The following is a 20,749-nucleotide window of genomic DNA, read 5'->3' as shown; positions in this document are numbered from 1 at the left end:
CCCGGCGAACGTGTGCGCCAAGCACGTTATCCCGGCTGACGTTGCTTGAACCGGCAGCCGGACACAATGTGCCTGGCTGCCCGGTCACAGCATTGTCCGACGCTGAAAGCCTGCGGTCCGACGCTGAAAGCCGGCGTGGCTGGCCGGTCATCAGAACTTGACCTGCGCCTCGATACCGAAGGTGCGCGGTGCGGCGATGGTGCCGTAGGTCCACAGGCCCGGAATCGGGACCGGGGTCGGATTGGTCGGTGTCGCCCCATATCCGGTCCCGACGTCGAGCACGTGCGTGAAGTAGTTTCGGTTGGTCAGGTTCTTGCCGAACACGGAGAAGCGGAACGGCCCCGTCTCGTAGGTGATGCTGGCATCGACCATCGCAAAGGGTTTTACCAGCAGCGGATTTTCGACATTCGCCGAAACCGTGTTGGCACCGATGAAATACCGGCTCTTGTAACGGATCGAGCCATCCAGGATCAGGGTTTTGCCTTCGCCAACGCTGGTCCGGTACACCGCATTTGCATCGAGCGACCACTTGGGCGCGCGACGCATCGAGAAGCCGGACTTGTCAATCGTCACCAGCGGCCGGGCAGCGGCGGTGGCAGGATCGAGGTTCGTGCCCAGATCGAGCCAGCCCAGATACTTTGCGTCGAGGTAGCCCACGTTCATGCCAAGCGTCAGGCCTTCGGCGGGAATGAACTGGAACTCGCCCTCAACCCCCTGCATGCGGGCCTTTGCCGCGTTCTGCACGACGGTGAGGGTAACAAGCACGGGATCTGGGAAGACCACATCCTCCTGCTTGCCCGAATAGTCCATGCGGAAGAAATTGACGTTTGCCCGCAGGCGGTTGTCGAACCATTGCGACTTGAAGCCTGCTTCGATGCTCCTCACGGTTTCAGGCTGATACGGCCCCAGCGAGAATGCCGACGATGCGCGACCGTTGAACCCGCCCGAGCGGAAGCCCTTCGAATAGCTGGCATAGACCATGCCGTTGTCGAACTTGTAGCTGACACCGAAGCGGGGAGTAAAGCGCGAGGTGGTCAGAATGCCGGTCTGGCGCGTGACGGCACCGGTCACCGGATCAACCGCGTTGGGGGTATAGACTGCCAGGTTCGCGATGGCGTCCGGGCAGTCACCAAAGGCGGAGGTGAAAGTGCGGTTGCCCACCGCTCCCGTGGCTGTGCCTGCGCAAATCCGCTTCCTTTCATGGGTATAGCGGCCACCGACCGAAAGGGTCAGGTTCGGCACCGCTTCCCAGTCTACCTGACCGAAGAAGGCGTAGTTCCTGGTCCGCTGCTTGGCTTCGCCGCCCGGAGTCTCGCCACCCACGGTGTTGCCTTCCATGAGGTCGAAGATTTGCTGTTCGGTGGAGTTGGTGGCGATGGGCGAGGGGAAGAAGTAGTTGCGCTGATGGATCTCATAGCTTGCGCTGTAATAGTATGCCCCGGCAACGATCTTCGCGGTTGAAATCGTGCCCTGGTAGCGCAGTTCGCCTGAGAACTGCTTTTGCGTCTGCGGACGGAACACGAAGAAGTATGGCTGTTCGAGCCCGTCGAACTTGTTCATCGCTTTTTCGTTGGAAGTGCGATAGCCGACCACGGCCAGCAGGCTGTGATCGGGTGCCACCTCCACTTCGCCGTTCGCGATCAGCGAGTGCGCGTTGAATCGCTGCGGCTGCACGAAGTTGGTGACGGGACGCCGGTGATAGTCGGAATCGCTCGCCGGTGCGCCACACAATCCGACAGGAGTGATGATACAGAACAATTCGCCCGGCCCGGTCAGCGAGGTGACCGGCGTGGTCGGGGTGTTGTCATCGATATAGTCGTAATTGACGACGAGCTTGGCGGACGAGCTTGGCTCGATCTTCACCGAAGCGCTGAACATGTTGAAGTCCTTGTCGCCCTCGCGCTTGTTGCGCACGATGTTGCGGAAATAGCCGCCGTTGTGCAGGCTTATGAGGCCAACCTTGGCCGAGATCGCGCCATCGGCGATCGACGGCAGGTTCATCACGCCTTTGAAGTCCATCTGCTCGAAACTTCCGTAGGTCGCGCTGATCCGCCCGCCGAATTCGCCGGTGGGTTCGGCCCGGCGCACATGGACTAGGCCGCCAATGGTGTTGCGACCGAACAGCGTGCCCTGTGGGCCGCGCAGGATTTCCACTTCGCTGGCATCGAAGGTCGTCAGCAGGGCGCCGGTGGTGGTGGCAAGATAGACCCCGTCGAGATAGACCGCGACCGCCGGATCGAAGCTCTTTTCGCCGTCGTTCAACTGCACTCCGCGCACCGAAATGATCGGGGTGTTTGCGCCGTAGAGCGTGTCGATCACGACGTTCGGCGCAAGCCCGCCGAGTTGGGCGATGTCGCGGCTGAAACGCTGTTCGATCTGTTCGGCATTGATCGCGCTGACCGCAATGGGGACGTTCTGAAGATTCTCAGAACGATGCTGTGCAGTGACCACGATTTCCTGCAGGGTGGTAAGACCGCTGTCATTCGCAGTCGTATCCTGGGCATGTGCCGCTGGACTGCCGCAAACAGCCATCAGCCCCAGCGCCGCGCTGCCAAGATTGAGACAAACCTTCAGGTTCCTCATAAATCTCCCCAATTGTCAGATGGTTACTGACTTATCTGTGTTAGCGAACTTTGATTCGCCTTATCCTCGTCCAGTAAAATATAACGATATCGATACACATGTATATCGAAATCGCTGCATTTCCGGGTTGCCCCGTGAAATTCGGGTCCGGAAAGTCAGCGCAAAAGCTGCGCAATGGGCCTCACGGCCCAACGGGCCGGTGCAGCTTCACAGCAGGACCATCTGCGGTCCGGAAGTCCGGTCCGAAGCTGCCCGGCCGGACAGTTTCGGACCAGATTCCAACACAATGTCCGCAATGCATTCAGATCAAGCCGGCATTCAGAAATGCCAGCCAAGTTCCATCCCGTAGTACCGCGGAGAACCGCCGAAAGCATTGTAGCCGACGCCGGCTGACTTGATTTCGGCATATTCGACATTTGCGATGTTGCGACCGAACACGCCGATAGACCAGCGCCCGAGGTCAATGCTCGCGCCGGCATCGAGCAGGCCATAGGCCTTCTGTTCGAGCGACTTGGTGTTGAGCAGGTCGGTGAATACGTGGCTGCGCCAGGTATATCCCGCGTGCAGCCTGAGCTTGGCATTTTCGCCAAGATCACGATCGTAACTGCCGCCGATCGAGTAGGTCCACTTCGGCACCCGGTCAAACTTGAGGTCCGTTGCCGCCTGTCCTGCCGCAAGGCCGGTCAGATTGTCGAAGCGATCGTACTTTGCGTCGATGTAGCCCAGCGTTCCATCGAAGCGCAGGCCGCGTACCGGCACGACCGAAGCTTCCACCTCGACCCCCTGAATGGTCGCCTTGGCCGCGTTGACGAGCTGCTGAAGCGGCGAATCTCCGGGCAGGGCAATCTGCGTGAGCCGCTGGATATCGTCATACTTCTGGCGGAAATAGCCGACGTTCAGCCGCACCCGCCGATTCAGGAACTGCGATTTCAGGCCGGTTTCGAATGAGCCCACGGTTTCGGGATCCACCGGGGTGACCGCACCCACCGCAGAGGGCGCACGGGCATTGAAGTTGCCGGCGCGATAGCCCTTCGAATAGCTTGCATAGACCATGACATCAGAGGCCACTTCATAATTTGCAATGAAGCGGGGGGACACGTCATCCCAACTGCGCTGGCCATCGAGGTAATTGAAACTGCACGACGCGAACGACTGTCCGGGGCAGTTGCTCAGCGGAACGATGTGCATTTTCTTGCGGTCGTAACTGTAGCGTACGCCAGCCGAAAGCGTCAGTCCGCCCAGAGGGCGCCAGTCGATGTTCCCGAAGGCCGCATAGGACTGCGCAGACTGCTGCCAGCGATTGATCGTGTAGCGGTTGGAACCCGTCGCGAGGCGGGTGATGCGCTTTTCGAACACGCTGGTATCGAGATCGAACAGAAAGCCGCCGACCAGCAGATCGATCGTGTCGTTCAGGCTGATGTTGTAGCGCAGCTCAAGGCTCTTCTGCCGTGCGCTCTCCTCGTTGTCGGGGAACAGCACGACATTGAACGGATCGCCGCTGACATTGAGCGTCGCATCGTAATCGATCTTGCGATAGGCCCCGATGGCCGTCAGCGTCCCGGTGCCGATGTCCTGCGACAGCTCGGCAATCAGGTGATACCCGTCGATCTTCGTGTAGCCCGGATCACCGAGATTGACCGACCACTTGCCATTGTCAGGTGTCCAGCCCCAGACTGTCTGATGCTGGCGCAGCGCGGTGTTCGGCAGCAGATAGGATCTTGTCGCACCCCCGCCATCGTTCATGTGCAGATACTGGCCGAGCAGCGTCAGGGTTGTGCTTTGGGCAGGCTTGAAGACGAGCGTTCCCTTGACGACCTGATCGTTGGCACCCTGCACACGGCCTTCGCGATGCATGGCGGCAGCGGCGCCGGTCGGATTGGCATTGGCGGGGACAGTCACGAAAGTGCCGGAATTGCGATTGATGAAGAAGCCGTCGTTATTGCGCGTGAAGACCGCAACGCGGGCAAACAGCTTGTCCTGAACGAGGCTCGTCTGGCCAGTCGCGCGAATTTCTACCGTCGAAGCGTTGCCGAGAGTCACCTTGACGGAGGCATCATCCGATCCGTCCGGCCGACGGCTGCGAACCGATACCACACCGCCCGAAGCGTTTCTGCCGAACAGCACGCCCTGTGGCCCGCGCAGAACTTCCGCGCCCTCCATGTCGAACGCGTCCAGAATTGCGCCGGCCTGGTAACCGATGACCATGCCATCCTGCACGATGTTCACGGCAGGATCGAGCGAGCGGACGGAGGTGCTGACGCCGACACCGCGCATGAAGAAGTTGGCGAAGCCGGGAAAGGTGCCGACGCCATCGAGCTGCGCATTGGGAACGAGCCGGCCCAGATCGCGGATATCGACCATGTGGCTGCGCTCGATCGCAGCACCATCCACGGCAGTTACCGCAAGCGGAACTTTCTGCAGTTCCTCGCCACGGGCCTTCTTCTGGGCATAGACCACGATCGATGAAAGCGCATCCTGGTCCGTTTGCGCCTGTGGGTCTGCCTGGGATTGCGCCAGGGCGGGCACGCTGCAGGTCCCCAGCATTGCCACGATCAACGCGGATCGCAGACGCATTTTCGCATTTGGTTCGAACATTTGCCCTCTCCCGTTTGCCGTTCAGCCTTGCGTTGGCGAACGATCAATCCCGCTGGAGTGTAGTTCCAGATTATATCGAAATCAATCTATATATATCGATATTGATTTTTTGGAGTGAGGTAGGGCCGGGAGGCATGGGACGCGTCAATCCATCGGAACGCCCCGGTCGAGTTTGATCGTCTTGAGTGCAAAGCTGGAATTGATCGCGGAAACGGCTGGAAAGCGCAGGAGGGTCGTGCGGGCAAACTGTTCGTAGTCTGAAACCGACCGCGCAAGAATGCGCATGATGAAATCGCTCTGCCCGCTCATCGCGAAACATTCCACGATCTGGGGGTGGCGGCTGACAAGGTCCTCGAACTGCCCGAGCGTTTCGTCATCGTGGCGATTGAGCTTCAACTCGACATAGACGCTGATCGGATAACCGAGCCTGGCGGGATCGAGCAACAGTACCCGCCCCAGAATTATGCCTTCCGCCTCCAGCTTGCGCAGCCGCCGCCAGCACGGTGTCTGCGAGAGGCCGACCCGTTCGGCCAATGCGTGAATGGCAAGTTCGGGGTCCGCCTGCAGTTCGGCTAGGATCTTCCGGTCAATCTGATCCATGTGATTCGTCCCCCTGAAGGCTGAAATTGAGAATAATCTTCTAATGGAATTTATTTCAATAGAATGATCATTCAAGATTGGAGCCTGGTAGCACGAGCTTTGGAAGGACATTCCCGCTTCGGAAGCATACCCTTGGTCCACTACCGAACCACGCTGAAGGCAGAGCCGCTCTGCCGATGCTGGTGATGGCGCTGAGGAAGCAGGATGTCAGGTATCGGCCTTCATGTACCGGAACCCGGTGCCCGTCCGGGCGACGAACCCGATTTCTCCCACATCGTGGTGCAGCCGGCAGGAAGCGTGGACTGCCCGCCCCATGACGCGGACGAGCATGAACTGCGCCACCTCGCGTTCGATCTGATCCGGGTGCTGGATGATGATGACCATGCCAGGGGCGGCTGGAATCCCCGGCTTGATCCGGACGTTCTGCGCGCCGGTCTGGAAGCCATGCTGCTTACCCGCGCGTTCGACGATCGCCTTTTCCGGCTTCACCGTCAGGGCAAGACCAGCTTCTACATGAAGTCCACCGGCGAGGAGGCCTGCGCCGTCGCCCCATCGCTGGCCTTGCGCCGCGACGACATGGCCTTCCCGACCTATCGCGTGGCAGGCTGGCTTCATGCGCGGGGCTATCCGCTGGAGCGAATGGTCAATCAGATCTTCTCCAATGCAGAAGATCCCTTGCGGGGTCGCCAGTTGCCGATCCTCTATTCGGCGCGCGACTATGGCTTCTATTCGCTCTCCGGCAATGTCGGCAGCCGGTTCGGCCATGCGGTGGGCTGGGCCATGGCCGCCGCCTACAGCGGGCGCGACCAGATCGCGCTCGGCTATATCGGCGAAGGCACCACCGCCGAGGGCGATTTTCACGAGGCACTGACATTCGCCAGCGTCTACCGCGCGCCTGCCATCCTCTGCGTGACCAACAACCAGTGGGCGATTTCCTCGTTCTCGGGCATCGCCAACGGCACCGCCCAGAGCTTTGCCGCCAAGGCCATCGGCTATGGCCTGCCGGGACTGAGGGTGGACGGCAACGATTTCCTGGCCGTCTGGTCCGTGATCGACTGGGCCGCCAGGCGCGCACGGGCGGGGCTGGGTGCCACGCTGATCGAATTCTTCACCTATCGGGCGGCGGGCCATTCGACCAGCGATGACCCAACGCGCTATCGCCCTGCCAGCGAGGCCGCCCACTGGCCCCTGGGCGACCCGGTGGAGCGGCTGTCAGGCCATTTGACCGCAATCGGAGAATGGGACGAAGCGCGCGAGGAAACTCTGAAGGCCGAACTGGCCGCGCGCGTGGCGGCGGCCGTCGCCGTGGCGGAAAAGGTCGGCACGCTGGGCAAGTCCAAGCCCCCGCTGCGCGAAATGTTCCTCGGCGTGTTCAAGGAGCCGGACTGGCGCCTGACCGAACAGATGCGCGAACTGGGGCTCGAAGAGCATGACTGATCGGCCTGCGGCAACCTCCAGCATGTCGATGATCCAGGCGCTGAACGACGCCATGGACGTGATGATGGCCCGCGATCCGCGCGTGCTGGTATTCGGAGAGGATGTCGGCTTCTTCGGCGGCGTGTTTCGCGTTACCGACGGGCTTCAGGCGCGCCATGGCAGGCACCGCTGCTTCGATACGCCCATCGCCGAAGGCGGCATCGTGGCCACCGCCATCGGCATGGCGGCCTATGGCCTGCGCCCCGTGCCCGAGATCCAGTTCGCAGACTACATCCTGCCCGCCTACGACCAGTTGGTCTCCGAAGCGGCGCGGCTGCGCTACCGATCGGGGGGGGAATTCGAGGCGGCGATCACGGTCCGCTCGCCTTATGGCGGCGGCATCTTCGGCGGGCAGACCCACAGCCAGAGCCCCGAGGCGATCTTTGCGCACATCACCGGCCTCAAGACCGTGATCCCTTCCAATCCGCACGATGCCAAGGGCCTGCTGATCGCGGCTGTCGAGGACGACGATCCGGTGATCTTCCTCGAACCCAAGCGGCTCTACAACGGGCCGTTCGATGGTCATGGCGATGGCCCGCTCAAGACCTGGGCCGGACACACCCGTGCCGAAGTTCCGAGCGGCTATTACACGGTGCCTCTGGGCAAGGCCGATGTCGTGCGCCCGGGTGGGGATCTCACAATCCTCGCCTATGGCACGATGGTCCATGTCGCGCTCGCAGCCGTCGAAGCCAGCGGCTGCGATGGTGAAGTGATCGATCTGCGCTCGATCGTTCCGCTCGATATCGACAGCATCTCCGCCTCGGTCGAGCGGACGGGCCGGTGCCTGATCGTGCACGAGGCATCCCGCTTCTCCGGCTTCGGCGCGGAACTGGCCGCGCTCGTCCAGGAGCGCTGCTTCTATTCGCTGGAAAGGCCGGTGATGCGCGTGTGCGGCTGGGATACGCCTTACCCCCACGCCTTCGAATGGGACTATTTCCCCAGCCCGCAACGGGTTGGCACCGCCATCACGCGCCTGCTCGCAAGGGACTGATCATGGCCGATTTCACGTTCCACCTTCCCGATATCGGCGAAGGCATCGCCGAGGCGGAGATCGTCGGCTGGCACGTTGCCGTGGGCGACAGTATCGTTGCCGACCAACGCCTTGCCGATGTGATGACCGACAAGGCCACTGTCGAGATGGAAAGCCCGGTCAGCGGACGGGTCAAGGCGCTGGGCGGAGAGGTTGGCGATGTCATCGCGATCGGCAGCGTGCTGGCGGTCATCGTCACCGAAGAGGATGTCGCGCCGGAACATGGCGCGGCAGCCCCTGCCTCAACGCCGCCATCAGTTGCGCCGCCCCCGCCACCTTCGGCTGCGTCACCTTCGGCTGCGCCACCTCCGGCCGCGCCTGAGCCGGTCCAGCCTGCCACGCCCGCCATCGCAGCCACACCGGCAACCTCGGCCCCGGCATCCTTGGCGCCAGTGACAACGGGGCCGCGCACGCTTGCCAGCCCGGCGGTGCGCCAGCGCGCGCAGGATCTCGGCATCGACCTTGCCTGTCTGCTGCCAACCGCCGACGGTCGGATCCGCCATGGCGATCTTGACACCTTCCTCGCCTATCGCGGCGGCGAAGGATATCGCCCGGCGGGTGTCGCGCGCGCCGACGACGCTGTCCGTGTCGTCGGTCTGCGGCGGCGGATCGCGGAAAACATGGCCGCATCCAAGCGCGCGATCCCGCACTTCACCTATGTGGAAGAGATCGATGTCACCGAGCTTGAGGCCATGCGCGCTGCGCTCAACGGCGAACGGGGAGCGCGTGCCAAGCTGACGATGCTGCCTTTCCTGATCATCGCGGCATGCCGGGCCATCCCGGATTTTCCGATGATCAATGCCCGCTTCGATGATGAGGCAGGCGTGGTTACCCGCTTCGGCGCGGTCCATATGGGCATCGCTGTGCAGACATCCGGCGGGCTGATGGTTCCGGTGCTTCGCGATGCCCAGGACCGCAATCTTTGGCAACTGGCCGCCGCCATCGTCACGCTGGCCGAAGGCGCACGGTCAGGATCGCTTGCATCAGGCCAGCTCAGCGGTTCGACACTGACGCTGACCTCGCTCGGAACGCTGGGCGGGATCGCAGCAACGCCGGTGATCAACCGGCCCGAAGTGGCGATCATCTGTCCGAACCGCATTGTCGAACGGCCTGCCTTTGTTACCGATGCGCTCGGTCAGCGACAGATCGCCGAGCGCAAGCTGATGAATTTCTCGATCAGTTGCGATCACCGGGTCGTAGACGGCCATGACGCGGCCAGCTTCGTCCAGAAAATCAAGCTTCTGCTTGAACGGCCCGCGGTTCTGCTGGCGGGCTAGGGGAGGGAGCCTGCATACCGACCTTCCTGTTCCTGCGCCTTGAACTGGATGCGGCAAGGCGTGAATCATACATCGCCTCAAGCGCTGCGTCCGCCCGCTTGAGCGCCGCCCGGACAGCCGCCAACTCCTTTTGCCCGATTGCCGAAACCAGTTCGTCCACCACGTCACGGCTGAGTTCGTTGGCACGTCCTGCCACCTCCACGCCTTCCGCCGTCAAGCGGGCGATGACGATCCGGGAATCCTCGCTGCCGACTTCACGCTTCAGATAACCAAGGCCTTCGAGGCGTTTCAACTGGTGGGAAATGGTCGATTGAGGAAGAGCCATGACTTTGACGATCTCTCCGGCCGTCAGTTCCCCCCGTTCGGCCAGCAGTACGATCATCCGCGAGGTGACCAGATCGAGTCCGGCTTCCTGAAACCACGGATTGGAAATGCGGGCCATGTGCGCACCGATCCGATGGACCAGAAACGAAATGCGATCGGCCAGCGGCGGCAAGGGATCGCGATTGCGTCTCGGCTCCGGGTCCTTCTTGCGGTTTGGCATACAATCTTCAACTTTCGCATCGCCTTCCGGCGCGGGCAGTGCCGGGCCGGGCTAAGCAGGGTAGCGTAGGGTAGGGCGTTCCCGGGAGCAAGGGCGGGCTTAGATCGCAGGCCGGGATCAAGGTCCTGGCCGGGTAGCGAGTCACCGGCGCCCGGCATCATCATTCCGCCTGCAGGCTGACGGTGCCAAGGCCCTCCACCAGCAGTTCATATCGCCGCCCCGGCTTCAGGGGAACGGCAGGCCCCATCGCGCCGCACAGGACGATATCGCCCGGCTGCAGCGCGATGCCCAGTTCGCCGGATCGGCGCAGCAGCCAGCGCCACGCATTCAGGATCGAACCCAGGCAATCGCGCGGCGATCCGGCTGCAACCAGTTGTCCATCTTCCAGCAACTCGCTGCGCGCATCGACCAGATCGACTTGCGTTGCCTGCACCCGGTCGGCCCCCGGCATGACGCGCGCGCAGCAGGCGTTGTCGGCAGTGGCGTGCGTCACGTTCCCTGGCCATCCCACTATGCGGGAATCAGCGATTTCGAAGGCCGGACGAATGCTGGTTAGCGCGGCCAGAAGGATATCGTCACTGGCATTCCATTCCGGTGCATGGCCGATTTCCAGCAGGATCTCACCCTCGATCCGGGGGGCGATGAACGTGCCCGTTGCCACGGCAGCTCCGGGGGGAAGTACGGTATCGGCAAAGATCGTCCCGATCATTGGCTCCTGCGCGCCGAACAGGCGCATGGCGCCGGGAGATGTCAGGCCGATCTTGTGGCCGCATGGCATCCGGCCCGCAGTAATCGCCTGTGCATGCAGTTCTCGCTGGATGGCCAGCGCGTCGGCAATGTCCAGGTCTTTGCCGAACACGTCCTGCGGAACGGCACGGCCTTCCCGCTGCGCCTGCAGCAGAATGGAGGCCAGGCTTTCATGATCTGTCATCACCTGCATTGCACGATCTCTATGGCAGGGCGTCGGCGCCAAGGGAGGAAATGCGTCCAGAAATATATTAATTTCGATACTTCACAACTGCGGTGCGCCGTGTCAAGGGAAGCGGCCAGAAGAGAATTGGGAGAAGTCGACTTGGCTGACGACACGGACATGTCTCCGCTTGAATGCGTCCTGTCGTTCTGCAGCGCCTGGACCGGCCCGGATCTCGATCGGGTGATTGCGCACCTTGCGCCCGATATCACCTATCACAACATTCCGATGGAGCCACTGTCCGGCCTGGCCGCAGTCGAACGCTATCTGCGCGGCGTCGGGCCCTTGACCGATTCCGCTTGGGAAGTGCGCCATGCTGCAGCGAACGGCGATCATGTGCTGACAGAGCGGATTGACCGCATGACCATCGGCGGCGCACGGGTTGAACTGCCGCTTATGGGTGTGTTCCGCGTGCGCGACAATCTGATCTGCGAATGGCGCGATTACTTCGATCTGGCCAGCTATCGCGCGCAGATGGCGGCTCTCGGCACTCCGAAAGGGCATTGAAGCATGGATCTGGGGCTGAAGGACAGGACCGTTCTGGTCTGCGCGGGAAGCCAGGGGATAGGCCTTGCCACGGCGCGCGGATTTCATCACGAAGGCGCGCGCGTGGCCATTTGCGCGCGCGATCCGGATCAGCTTGCCCTGGCGGCAGCGCAGATGCCCGGCTGCCTGGCGCTTGTCGCAGACCTTGCCGATCCCGCGCAGATCACCGGGCTTGCCGATACGGTCGCGGCGCAGTTCGGGCCGGTCGATGTGCTGGTGAACAATGCCGGTGGCCCGCCGCCGGGGCTGTTCGATACGCTGGACGATGCGCGGTGGGAGGCGGCCACCAACCTCACGCTGATGTCCGCCGTGCGGATGACCCGCGCGGTACTCCCTGCGATGCGGGCGCGGCGCTGGGGGCGGATCGTCAACATATCGTCGTTCGGGGTCAAGCAGCCGGTCCCCAATCTCACGCTGTCGAACAGCCTGCGCATGGCGGTGCTGGGCTGGGCGAAGACATTGTCGCAGCAGGTCGCTGCGGACAATGTGCTGGTCAACACGGTTTGCCCTGGGTGGACACGCACCGGACGGGTCGAGAAGCTGCTGGGGCCGGGCGACGCTGATGGCCCCAGCGCGGCAGAGGCCGCAATCCTTGCCGATATCCCGCTAGGCCGGTTCGCCGAAGCCGAAGAGATCGCCAGTCTCGCTGTTTTCCTTGGCTCGGAAGTTGCAAGCTACATGACCGGAACCGCGATCGCGGTCGATGGCGGCGTCGCGAAGGGATATGCCTGAAATGAGCCTTGCAAGCGCCCGCGTGATCGACATCCACGCCCACGCGGTGATCGAGGAGACCTTTGGCAGCGCCGGTCACTTCGGTCCCGAACTGACCGAAGAGGATGGCGTGCCGGTGTTCCGCATCGGTGACTACAGGTTGCGCGGCGTGCGCTATCGCGGCAGCGCCTTCATGGACCCGGATGTGCGGGTCGCGGCGATGGATCGCATCGGGATCGACTGGCAGTTGCTCTCGCCCAATCCGCTGACCTACTTCCACTACATTCCGGCAGCGGAAGCGATTGCCTTCTGCCGCAGGCACAATGATGCACTCGCAGCGCAGGTTGCCCGCTATCCCGACCGTCTCGGCGCGTCGGCGGCCCTGCCGATGCAGGATGTCGATGCGGCGATTGCCGAGTTGCGCCGCGCGGTAAGCGAACTGGGCTTTCGCGCCGCCTACATCGGCACGGACATGCCGCAGAGCCTGTGCGATCCGGTGATGGACCGGTTCTACGAGGCGGTCGTCGCCCTCGACGTGCCGCTGTTCATCCACCCGGCCTCTGCCGGGATCGATGGCCCGGCCGGCCCTGCGGCATTCGGCAGGTTCGAACTGGACATCACCGTCGGGTTTGCGATGCAGGAAACGACCGCGCTTGCCACGCTCCTGTTCGGCGGCGTGCTCGATCGCCATCCCGTGCTCGATATCTGCATCAGCCACGGCGGCGGGGCACTGGCGCTGGTGTGGGGGCGCCTGCGCCATGCTGCGCACAAGCGCCAGTGGGTGCCGGAAAGCCTGCGTGACGAAGGCCGCTTCGAAGCAGCCCTCCAGCGCATCTGGTATGATGTGCACATGCACGATGACCTCTCGCTCGATCTCCTGATTCAGCGGGTTGGCCGCGATCGGCTGGTCTATGGCACCAATTTCGCCGGCTGGGACGCGCCGCAGCACGCCGATACGCATGGCATGGAGCAGTTGCTGGCCGACAACGCGAGGCGCCTGCTGCGCGCCTGAGCCTTGCCGGAAGTCCGGGTCAGCCTTTCGAAACGCCGAGCCCGAGGCCGCCATCAACGTCGAGGATCGCGCCGGTAACCCACCCGGCGCACAGCAGATACTCGGCTGCCTCGGCAACATCGACACCTTCGCCCAGCCGGTCGAGCGCCTGAAGCGCCGGCAGTTCGCGATAGCGGCTGGCCGCTTCCTCCTCGGTCAGCAGACCCGCCCGCACGTTGATCTCGGTCAGCACGCTGCCTGGCACGATGCAGTTCACCCGCACCCCCTTGCTGCCCACTTCGGCGGCAAGAACCTGGGTCAGACCCTGCACGGCGGCTTTGGTCGCGGCATAGGGCGATGCACCCGGAAAGGCGCGGCGGGTATGGCTGGAGCCGAAAAAGAGGATTGATCCCTTGCTAGCCTCCAGATGCGGCATCGCCAGCGACGAGAGCATCATCGCGCCGATGACGTTTGTCTGGAACACGGCTGTCAGCCGTTGCTCGTCCATCTCCGCAAGCGCCGTTCGATACATGTTGCCCGCATTGTTCACGAGCGCATCAAGCCCTCCGCCGTGTGCAACCGCACCTGCGATCATGGCCTCCCGGTCTGCCGCATCGGCAACATCGCCAACCACGCCCGCACAGCCGATCTCGTCACACAGCGCGGCGATCTTGTTGGCCCGCCGACCGCTCACGGTGACCTTTGCACCGCGAAGCGTGAACAGGCGTGCCATGGCAGCCCCCAGTCCCGAACCTCCACCGGTGACGAGAATGCTTTTTCCTGCGAGTGTCATATGGCTTCTCTCCCGTTGGATCTGCAATTGCGGCGATCGGCCCGCCTGGCGGGGATCATTGCCCGGACAGCCAGGCCAGCATCGCCTTGAGGATGGTGACATGTCCCGGAGCGGTCAGCGAACGGGCATCATGCCCAAGCGCGTCGACCACGATCCGGCCCGCTCCCTGTCGCCGACGCCAGATCACGGGCTGAGGCTCCTGACCGGCTTCGGCCAGCGCAACGATCTCGCAGTCTGTGGCCGGATCGAGGTTGTGGTAAGCCTCGTCGATAACATCGAACTGCGCCATATCCGGCCCGGCGGCGTCAGGTCCAGCGGCGTCAGGTCCTGCGGCCAGGGCGAGGACGACTCTCACCGTAAATTTCCCCAGCGGTGGGTGGTGCGAGTGGTCCCATGTCCAGCCTCCGCCAAGCAAGGTGCGCCAGCCGGGCTGGTTGTCCCAGCATATGACGGCCGTATGCATCGCCAGAAGCCCACCGCCAGCTTCAACATGGCCGGAGATTGCGGCGAACTCGTCGTCGCTCAACGCGCCGCCCCACGTGGGGCGGTCTGCCGCGAAGCGATCAGCCTGGGTCATCGACCAGCGCAGCGCGTTGACGGCCAGAATATCCTGCCCCCGCCGCAACTTTGCCAGGGCCTCTGACAGATCGGCGCAGATTGCCACTTCGAGCCCCACCCGGCGCGCGATGGCCAGCAGGGCCGCTGTCGATTCCACGAAGGGATGCTTGTAACCGCCACTGTAGATGACCAGCCGCAGCCGGCCGACGCCTGCTTCGGCCCCGTTTGCCACAATTTCGCTGTCAGCCATTGGTGCGGGGCAGGTTCTTCAGCACGGCATGGGTTACGCCGCCATCCACGACCAGATCGTGACCGTTGATATAGCCGCCTTCGGCACTGTCGAGAAAACAGACGGCATTGGCGATGTCTTCCGGCAGCCCCAGACGGCCCAGCGGCACACCGGCTGAGCGCACTGCGCGCACCGCCGGGTCGGCATAGATCGGAGTCGACATGCCGCCGTCGATGAAGCCCGGCGCGATGCTGTTGAACCGCAGGCCCTGTGGTCCATATTCCATCGCGAACTGTCGCATCAATTGCAGCACCGCGCTCTTGGTTGCCGGATAGGCACCCGATCCGGGACCGGGACCATAGGCATTGATCGATGTCAGCGATACGACATGGCCCGAACCGCGCGGCAGCATGCGCCGCACGGCTTCGCTGGTCACGGCAAAAACGCCCATCAGGTTGACTTCGACAACGCGCCGGAAATCCGCGATCGCGATATCGGCCAAGGGGCCGAAGCGCACGATGCCGGCATTGTTGACGACGAGGTCCGGCGCGGCTCCCAGCGCATCGAACAGTGATGTGACGGCATCGCCATCGGACACGTCGCAATGATGGGCTGTCACATGCTGCGAAGCAGCAGACGGACCGAAATCGTGCACGGCCTGCGCATTGGCATCGGCCACGGCAACCCTGTACCCCTTGCCGAGCAGCGCATTGGCGATTGCTGCGCCGATTCCGGCCGCCCCGCCGGTTACCAGTGCGAACTTCATTTCGTGCCTTTCACGGTAAAGCGAACGGGAAACCGGCCCCAGTTCTGTCTGAGCGTGGCCGTGTCCCGCTCCGGCGGGTCGCTTTCGATCGTGCGTGCGCCGTGGCGCAGCAATTCGATCACGATCAGCGCCACGATGCCCAGTTGCGCCTGCGCGGGATCGGAGCCAGGCTTGGCAACCACCCCCCCATCCAGTTCGCGGCCAAGGCAGGTATGCAGGCCTATGCCGAAGGCCAGGCCAGAGCGCAGCACGGTTGCAGGCAATTCGCGGTCCGGGTCGAACAGATCGGCGGTTTCGCCGAAGATCGACCGGTCGCGATTGGCAAGGAACAGGTCCAGTTCGATCCGTTCACGCTGCGCTACCTCGCCTGCTCCGGGAACATGCATGGGGCAGGTGGCCGTGCGCCATGCTTCCGGGCTGGCGGGATGAAGCCGCAGCGATTCATGCACGCAGCGCTGCACGAAAATCGGATCTTCCAGCCTGGCCCAGCGTGCCGCGTCATCGCGCGCCCATTCAAGGATTTCCCACAGGGCGTGGACCACCGAGTTGGCGGTCGAATGGGCGCCCGCCTGCATGTAGAAGGCGATCTCGCGCAGCAATTGCTCTTCGCCAAGGTTCAGTTCGTCATTCCCGGCCACCAGCGTCATCAGCACGTCGCGCGGCAGATCGGCGTCGGTGATCCTGTCGGCCCTGCGCTCCTCCAGCAGTGCGCGCCGCCGTCCGAGCGAAGGCAGAAAATAGCTCTCGCGGAAATCGGCTAGCACGGCCAGCACTTCGGCGTTCAGTTCGGCGTGATCGCGGGTGCTGTGCACCATGGTCGCGCCTTCGCTGAGCTTCTTGGTGATCGCGATCAGATGCTCGCTTTCCTCCGCCGTTCGCGCCGGACGATCGATCCCGGCGAAGTCGGACGTGAGGTTTACCGTCAAGCGGTAGCCAAGCTTGAGCAGGTCGCCGCCGCCAGCCTCTACGAAAGGCGCGATCGTTTCCGCCAGAGTGCGCGGGAAAACCTCCTTTTCGTAGTAGTTGAAGAAGTTGCGCCGGAAAACGCGCACTTCGACAGTTCGCCGGGCGTTGTGCTCCTCGCCATGCAAGGTCAGCAGCACTTCATCCATGACGACCTTTCCGGCGTCATAGAGGGCCTGCTTGAGATCGCGATTCCGCAGTGCGGCCTCACATTCCCGGAACGCGGTTATGCGGTGACCGTCCATCAGATTATCGCCCGCGTCTTGTCGAAAAGGACAGGGTAGGTCGCCCACGAAATGCGGGTGATGCCACCGTCGAGTTCCGCAGGCGAATCCGGATCGGCCGTTACGCCGCTTTGCAACAGCGCCTTCACGATAAGCGGCACCGTACCGAACTGGTGGTCGGCCGGGTCGGTGCCCGGTCTCGGTTCGACCCCGATCGCCAGGTTGCGGCCAAGGCAGGCATGCGCGCCTACCCCCATCGAGATGCCGTGCGCAAAGGCCGAGCCATTGATGACGCGATGCGGATTGAACCGATCCGCGTCCGCGCCGAAGATTTCAAGTTCCCGGTTGGCCGAGCGCAGATTGACGACGATGGTGTCTCCTGCCTGCGCCTCTCCGCCATTGGCCAGTGCGAACGGGCAGGTGGTGCGGCGCTTGGCGACCGGGCTCGATGGATGCAGCCTCAGGCTTTCGAACACGCATTGCTGCACGAAGAATGGATCGTCGCGCAGGCGCGCGATATCTTCAGGATGGGCTGCGATCCATTGCAGGATTTCGTGGATGGCATGGGTCAGCGAATGAATCGTCGTGTGGGCGCCGGCCATGGTGAAGAAGATGCCTTCCTGCAGAAACTCATGCTCGGTCATGCCCAGCGCGCTTTCGCCCGATACCAGCGCCATGAGAACATCGCGCGGGAGCGCATCGGCAGGCAGTTCTCCGGAATCGACTCTTGTCTTGAGGGCGCGCCTGCGTTCCAGCGAGGGATGGAGGAACCGCTGGTTGAACTGCGCCATGGCCGCCTCGATCCGCGCGCGCTTGGCCGGGCGGTCCTCCGGTGGAGACTGGCCCAGCGCCGGCGCAAGGCTGAATTCCTTGAGCAGGCGCAGGAGTTCGGCGGTTTCCTCAGGCGAGCGTTCGGTGCGGTCGATCCCGGTGAAATCGACCGTCAGGTTCATCATGATCCGATAGCCGATATCAACCAGATCACCGCGCCCTGCCGCCAGGAAGGGCGACAGGGTCTCTTCGAGCGTAACCGGCAGCACGTTGCGTTCGTATTCCACGAAGATGTTCTTGCGGAACACCGTCGCCTCCACATTGCGCCGCGCGCGGTGCTCGGTGCCATGGAGATTGACGAGACTGCGGTCCATCATCAGCGCGGCTTCATCATAAAGCGCCTGGCGAAGATCGTTCTGGCGCAAGGTGCGCGAGCAGGCATCGAATGTGGAGATTACATGTTCGGTCATTGCTTGGAGCTCCACAGGCCGGTGGCCAGCCGGGTCGCAGGTAAGGTCGAATAGTTGGAAACCCGCCACGAGGGCGGATCGCGGCGGGCGGCAAGCGGGGTTTCGACATCGATCGACCTGCCGCCCTGGAAGACGTGGCGAATGGCCCGTTCGCGCCCGAGCAACGTGACATCGGATGTCACGTCGCCTTCGACCACGATGATGTCGGCTTCCTTGCCCGGCTCAAGGCTGCCGGTGCAACCATCGAGCTTGAGCGCGCGCGCGCCTTCGAGCGTTGCGCAGGACAGAGCCTGAAGCGGGGTCAGACCCAGGTTCTCGACGAGGATCTGCAACTCGCGCCAGTGCCATTCGCCGTAGGGCGTGATCGAGAAACCGCTCTCGGTGCCGCAGACGATCGGCACGCCGCCATCATAGGCGTGGCGCAACTGCCGGCTGCTTGCCTCGATCTCATTCGCAAACAGGTCCTGCAGGTAGGGGCTGGCGCCGATCCGCGCGCCATGTTCGGCCAGCACGGCCTGGAACGTCAGCGTGGGCACGATCGGCACGCGCGCTGCGATCACCGCCTGCAGCGCCGCATCGTCCATGTAGGTTGCGTGCAGGATCATGTCGAAGCCGGCCACGGCGGCATCACGCGTGCTGGCAGCGTTGCGGCAATGGCCTACAATGGGCAGGCCCACTTCGTGCGCGGTGTCGGCCGCCAGCTTCAGTTCGTCCAGTGTCCAGACCTGGATCTCGCCCTCTTGCCGCTGCCGCGGAATCAGGCCGGTGACGTGAATCTTGATCCAGTCCGCCCCGCGTTTGGCCTGCCGCCGGATTTCGGTGACAATCTCGTCGCGCGTCCGCGTCACCTTCAGGTAGCCGATGCTGCCTTCATCGGGCACGAGCAGCCCGGCGGTGCCGCCAACCGAGGTGAACAGGGCATTCCCGCCGCAGCGCATCCGTGGCCCTTCGGTAACGCCGCATTCGATGGCATCCCGCAGATCGAGCGACACGTCGAAAATCGTGTCCGCGTCGAACATGGTCGTAACGCCCGCGCGCAGGACCTTGCGCGCATTGTAAGCGGCAATGACCGCCGCCAGACCTTCGCGGCGATGGAAGAACAGCTCATCGTTGCTGAAAGGCTCATCGAAGCTGATATGGCAATGCGCATCGACCAGGCCCGGCATGACGGTCGCACCGCGCGCATCGATGCGTGCAACGGGCTGCCCTTCGCAAAGGCGAAGAGCCTCCTCTCCTGTCGCGATGATCTTCGTGTCGAACAGGATCGGTGCCATGCCTGCCGCACTGCCCGTTCCATCGAAGATCTGTCCGTTTTCGATCAGCGTCCGATTCGTTTTCTGCACCGTGCCTGTGCCTCTCCCTGCTCCCGGCACGATGGTTATATCGATATCGATAGAAATGCAACATCGATCCGGAGATGCTGAAATTCGGCGTTTGATGCCGTCAAGCCTCGGCTGATTCGCGACTGATCGCGCACGGGCATTGAATGTACATCGATCTCGATATAATTCGTTGCGCCATGAAAGCGAGCAAACTCTTTTCGCCTGTCGATCTGAACCGGCGCAGCCTGTCCAATCGCATCGCCATGGCACCGATGACGCGGGAAAAGGCCGTCGCGGGCCTGCCCTGCGTCGCCGCCCTGCCATACTACGCCAGGCGCGCCGCCGGGGGGGTGGGCCTGATCATCACCGAAGGTGTCGCGGTCGATGTTCCCGGCAGCTTCGGATCGACCGTGCCACGCCTTCATGGCGAAGGCGTTGTGCCGGCATGGCGCCCCATCGTCGATGCCGTGCATGAACATGGCACCGCCATCCTGGCGCAGCTCTGGCATGTCGGGGCATTCTGCCCCAGCCTGATCGGCATGACCGCATCCCTGCCCGAACAGGTTGAGCGGGTTAGCCCCTCCGGCCTTGCCGCGCCGGAAATGCCTTTTGGCCGTGAAATGACCATGGCGGATATCGACGCGGCGATCGCCGCCTTCGTTTCGGCGGCGCAGACGGCTGATGCTGCGGGCTTCGATGGCGTCGAAATTCACGCCGCCCATGGCTATCTGGTCGACCAGTTCTTCTGGGAAGGCACGAACAGGCGTTCGGATCGATATGGCGGCTCGCCCGAGGCGCGGCTGACCTTTGCCATCGAACTCATCCGCGCAATACGCGCCGCCACGCCACCTGACTTCATCATTTCCCTGCGGATTTCGCAATGGAAGCAGCTCGAATATGGTGCGCGCATGGTCACGTCGCCCGCCATGCTTGCCCGGATGATCGAACCGCTCGCGCTTGCCGGAACCGATGTCTTCCATTGTTCGACCCGCCGCTTCTGGGAACCCGAATTCGAAGGTGATCGACGCAGCCTTTCCGGCTGGGTCAGGGCGCTGTCGGGCAAACCGACGATCGCGGTCGGTTCGGTCACTCTCGATACGGACTTCAAGGAACCGGACGGCAAAGTCCGCGCCAACCTCTCGCTGGATCACATCGCCCTGCTGGAACAGGGCCTGGAGGCCGGCGACTGGGATCTGGTGGCGATTGGCCGGGGCCTGATCGCCAATCCCGACTGGGTGGACCTGGTCCGCGCCGGACGCGCCGAAGAGTTGCGCAAGTTCAGCAAGGACATGCTGGACGAGCTTGTCTGACCGGTTCCAATCCCTCGATT

The 20,749-nt window shown here is 63.1% G+C and carries 18 protein-coding genes; 7 read left to right on the top strand and 11 right to left on the bottom strand.

Annotated elements, in window-relative coordinates; all coding sequences use genetic code 11:
* Positions 1 to 150 precede the first annotated feature (150 nt).
* The 3 genes from NMD1_RS19875 to NMD1_RS19865 all read right to left on the bottom strand — a co-directional run bounded on the left by NMD1_RS19875 (position 151) and on the right by NMD1_RS19865 (position 5,778).
* Positions 151 to 2,583: a TonB-dependent receptor gene (locus tag NMD1_RS19875; protein ID WP_125956768.1), complete on the bottom strand. Its 2,433-nt coding sequence runs from the start codon at positions 2,581 to 2,583 to the stop codon at positions 151 to 153.
* Positions 2,584 to 2,901: 318 nt separating this feature from the next.
* Complete coding sequence (locus NMD1_RS19870) at positions 2,902 to 5,178, bottom strand: TonB-dependent receptor (RefSeq protein ID WP_125956766.1); 2,277 nt, start codon at positions 5,176 to 5,178, stop codon at positions 2,902 to 2,904.
* A gap of 144 nt (positions 5,179 to 5,322) precedes the next feature.
* On the bottom strand, positions 5,323 to 5,778 hold the full coding sequence (locus NMD1_RS19865) for an Lrp/AsnC family transcriptional regulator (RefSeq protein ID WP_118074989.1): 456 nt from the start codon (positions 5,776 to 5,778) through the stop codon (positions 5,323 to 5,325).
* A 204-nt stretch (positions 5,779 to 5,982) separates the two neighbouring features.
* Here NMD1_RS19865 and NMD1_RS19860 point away from each other — a divergent pair, with 204 nt between their 5' ends.
* From NMD1_RS19860 to NMD1_RS19850, 3 genes are read left to right on the top strand one after another with little or no spacing between them, the layout of a single operon-like run.
* Positions 5,983 to 7,215 carry a thiamine pyrophosphate-dependent enzyme gene (locus NMD1_RS19860; RefSeq protein ID WP_118074988.1) on the top strand — a complete coding sequence of 411 codons (1,233 nt, stop codon included), beginning with the start codon at positions 5,983 to 5,985 and terminating at the stop codon, positions 7,213 to 7,215.
* 22 nt (positions 7,216 to 7,237) lie between these two features.
* Positions 7,238 to 8,245, top strand: a complete 1,008-nt coding sequence (locus NMD1_RS19855; RefSeq protein ID WP_125956896.1) for an alpha-ketoacid dehydrogenase subunit beta — start codon at positions 7,238 to 7,240, stop codon at positions 8,243 to 8,245.
* A gap of 2 nt (positions 8,246 to 8,247) precedes the next feature.
* Positions 8,248 to 9,561, top strand: a complete 1,314-nt coding sequence (locus NMD1_RS19850) for a dihydrolipoamide acetyltransferase family protein (RefSeq protein WP_125956764.1) — start codon at positions 8,248 to 8,250, stop codon at positions 9,559 to 9,561.
* Here the strand turns inward: NMD1_RS19850 and NMD1_RS19845 are convergent.
* Both NMD1_RS19845 and NMD1_RS21290 read right to left on the bottom strand, forming a co-directional pair.
* Positions 9,518 to 10,105 carry a MarR family winged helix-turn-helix transcriptional regulator gene (locus NMD1_RS19845; protein ID WP_118074986.1) on the bottom strand — a complete coding sequence of 196 codons (588 nt, stop codon included), beginning with the start codon at positions 10,103 to 10,105 and terminating at the stop codon, positions 9,518 to 9,520. The two genes, NMD1_RS19850 and NMD1_RS19845, sit on opposite strands and share 44 nt — an antisense overlap.
* A gap of 160 nt (positions 10,106 to 10,265) precedes the next feature.
* Positions 10,266 to 11,045, bottom strand: a complete 780-nt coding sequence (locus NMD1_RS21290; protein ID WP_158454026.1) for a 2-keto-4-pentenoate hydratase — start codon at positions 11,043 to 11,045, stop codon at positions 10,266 to 10,268.
* Between the two features lie 132 nt (positions 11,046 to 11,177).
* Between NMD1_RS21290 and NMD1_RS21285 the strand changes: the two genes are divergently transcribed.
* Genes NMD1_RS21285 through NMD1_RS19825 form a run of 3 tightly spaced genes read left to right on the top strand, consistent with a single transcriptional unit; the run spans position 11,178 to position 13,344 of the window.
* A complete protein-coding gene (locus tag NMD1_RS21285; protein ID WP_158454025.1) occupies positions 11,178 to 11,582 on the top strand; it encodes a limonene-1,2-epoxide hydrolase family protein in 405 nt (134 codons plus the stop codon).
* Between the two features lie 3 nt (positions 11,583 to 11,585).
* Positions 11,586 to 12,353: an SDR family oxidoreductase gene (locus tag NMD1_RS19830; RefSeq protein ID WP_118074982.1), complete on the top strand. Its 768-nt coding sequence runs from the start codon at positions 11,586 to 11,588 to the stop codon at positions 12,351 to 12,353.
* A gap of 1 nt (position 12,354) precedes the next feature.
* The gene (locus NMD1_RS19825) at positions 12,355 to 13,344 is read left to right on the top strand and encodes an amidohydrolase family protein (RefSeq protein ID WP_118074981.1); all 990 of its coding nucleotides are present in this window, start codon (positions 12,355 to 12,357) and stop codon (positions 13,342 to 13,344) included.
* A gap of 19 nt (positions 13,345 to 13,363) precedes the next feature.
* Here NMD1_RS19825 and NMD1_RS19820 read toward each other — a convergent pair whose 3' ends face one another.
* The 6 genes from NMD1_RS19820 to NMD1_RS19795 are packed head-to-tail and all read right to left on the bottom strand — an operon-like array spanning position 13,364 to position 19,440.
* On the bottom strand, positions 13,364 to 14,116 hold the full coding sequence (locus tag NMD1_RS19820; protein WP_125956760.1) for an SDR family NAD(P)-dependent oxidoreductase: 753 nt from the start codon (positions 14,114 to 14,116) through the stop codon (positions 13,364 to 13,366).
* 55 nt (positions 14,117 to 14,171) lie between these two features.
* A complete protein-coding gene (locus tag NMD1_RS19815; RefSeq protein WP_125956758.1) occupies positions 14,172 to 14,924 on the bottom strand; it encodes a ThuA domain-containing protein in 753 nt (250 codons plus the stop codon).
* Positions 14,917 to 15,669 carry an SDR family NAD(P)-dependent oxidoreductase gene (locus tag NMD1_RS19810; protein WP_118074978.1) on the bottom strand — a complete coding sequence of 251 codons (753 nt, stop codon included), beginning with the start codon at positions 15,667 to 15,669 and terminating at the stop codon, positions 14,917 to 14,919. Before NMD1_RS19810 ends, NMD1_RS19815 begins: the two co-directional genes overlap by 8 nt.
* Positions 15,666 to 16,877 carry a cytochrome P450 gene (locus NMD1_RS19805; protein ID WP_125956756.1) on the bottom strand — a complete coding sequence of 404 codons (1,212 nt, stop codon included), beginning with the start codon at positions 16,875 to 16,877 and terminating at the stop codon, positions 15,666 to 15,668. Before NMD1_RS19805 ends, NMD1_RS19810 begins: the two co-directional genes overlap by 4 nt.
* Positions 16,877 to 18,097, bottom strand: a complete 1,221-nt coding sequence (locus NMD1_RS19800; RefSeq protein ID WP_125956754.1) for a cytochrome P450 — start codon at positions 18,095 to 18,097, stop codon at positions 16,877 to 16,879. The genes NMD1_RS19805 and NMD1_RS19800 overlap by 1 nt, the downstream gene beginning before the upstream one ends.
* Entirely contained in the window at positions 18,094 to 19,440 is a 1,347-nt protein-coding gene (locus NMD1_RS19795) for an amidohydrolase family protein (RefSeq protein ID WP_125956751.1), read from the bottom strand. Before NMD1_RS19795 ends, NMD1_RS19800 begins: the two co-directional genes overlap by 4 nt.
* A 176-nt stretch (positions 19,441 to 19,616) precedes the next feature.
* Between NMD1_RS19795 and NMD1_RS19790 the strand changes: the two genes are divergently transcribed.
* The gene (locus NMD1_RS19790) at positions 19,617 to 20,729 is read left to right on the top strand and encodes a 12-oxophytodienoate reductase (protein ID WP_125956749.1); all 1,113 of its coding nucleotides are present in this window, start codon (positions 19,617 to 19,619) and stop codon (positions 20,727 to 20,729) included.
* The last annotated feature ends 20 nt before the right edge of the window (positions 20,730 to 20,749 follow it).

It is taken from the genome of Novosphingobium sp. MD-1, assembly GCF_001014975.1.
Lineage (GTDB): Bacteria > Pseudomonadota > Alphaproteobacteria > Sphingomonadales > Sphingomonadaceae > Novosphingobium.
The sequence above is the reverse complement of the archived record's forward strand: the minus strand, read 5'-3'. Positions and strand labels throughout refer to the sequence as shown.

What these genes read in the sequence shown, in the direction of transcription:
- NMD1_RS19845 (WP_118074986.1), bottom strand. Translation starts at nt 10,105, where the DNA reads ATGCCAAACCGCAAGAAGGACCCGGAGCCGAGACGCAATCGCGATCCC.
- NMD1_RS19850 (WP_125956764.1), top strand. Translation starts at nt 8,248, where the DNA reads ATGGCCGATTTCACGTTCCACCTTCCCGATATCGGCGAAGGCATCGCC.
- NMD1_RS19855 (WP_125956896.1), top strand. Translation starts at nt 7,238, where the DNA reads ATGTCGATGATCCAGGCGCTGAACGACGCCATGGACGTGATGATGGCC.
- NMD1_RS19810 (WP_118074978.1), bottom strand. Translation starts at nt 15,669, where the DNA reads ATGAAGTTCGCACTGGTAACCGGCGGGGCGGCCGGAATCGGCGCAGCA.
- NMD1_RS19820 (WP_125956760.1), bottom strand. Translation starts at nt 14,116, where the DNA reads ATGACACTCGCAGGAAAAAGCATTCTCGTCACCGGTGGAGGTTCGGGA.
- NMD1_RS19815 (WP_125956758.1), bottom strand. Translation starts at nt 14,924, where the DNA reads ATGGCTGACAGCGAAATTGTGGCAAACGGGGCCGAAGCAGGCGTCGGC.
- NMD1_RS19860 (WP_118074988.1), top strand. Translation starts at nt 5,983, where the DNA reads ATGTCAGGTATCGGCCTTCATGTACCGGAACCCGGTGCCCGTCCGGGC.
- NMD1_RS19790 (WP_125956749.1), top strand. Translation starts at nt 19,617, where the DNA reads ATGAAAGCGAGCAAACTCTTTTCGCCTGTCGATCTGAACCGGCGCAGC.
- NMD1_RS19865 (WP_118074989.1), bottom strand. Translation starts at nt 5,778, where the DNA reads ATGGATCAGATTGACCGGAAGATCCTAGCCGAACTGCAGGCGGACCCC.
- NMD1_RS19825 (WP_118074981.1), top strand. Translation starts at nt 12,355, where the DNA reads ATGAGCCTTGCAAGCGCCCGCGTGATCGACATCCACGCCCACGCGGTG.
- NMD1_RS21290 (WP_158454026.1), bottom strand. Translation starts at nt 11,045, where the DNA reads ATGCAGGTGATGACAGATCATGAAAGCCTGGCCTCCATTCTGCTGCAG.
- NMD1_RS19805 (WP_125956756.1), bottom strand. Translation starts at nt 16,877, where the DNA reads ATGGACGGTCACCGCATAACCGCGTTCCGGGAATGTGAGGCCGCACTG.
- NMD1_RS19870 (WP_125956766.1), bottom strand. Translation starts at nt 5,178, where the DNA reads ATGTTCGAACCAAATGCGAAAATGCGTCTGCGATCCGCGTTGATCGTG.
- NMD1_RS19830 (WP_118074982.1), top strand. Translation starts at nt 11,586, where the DNA reads ATGGATCTGGGGCTGAAGGACAGGACCGTTCTGGTCTGCGCGGGAAGC.
- NMD1_RS19800 (WP_125956754.1), bottom strand. Translation starts at nt 18,097, where the DNA reads ATGACCGAACATGTAATCTCCACATTCGATGCCTGCTCGCGCACCTTG.
- NMD1_RS19875 (WP_125956768.1), bottom strand. Translation starts at nt 2,583, where the DNA reads ATGAGGAACCTGAAGGTTTGTCTCAATCTTGGCAGCGCGGCGCTGGGG.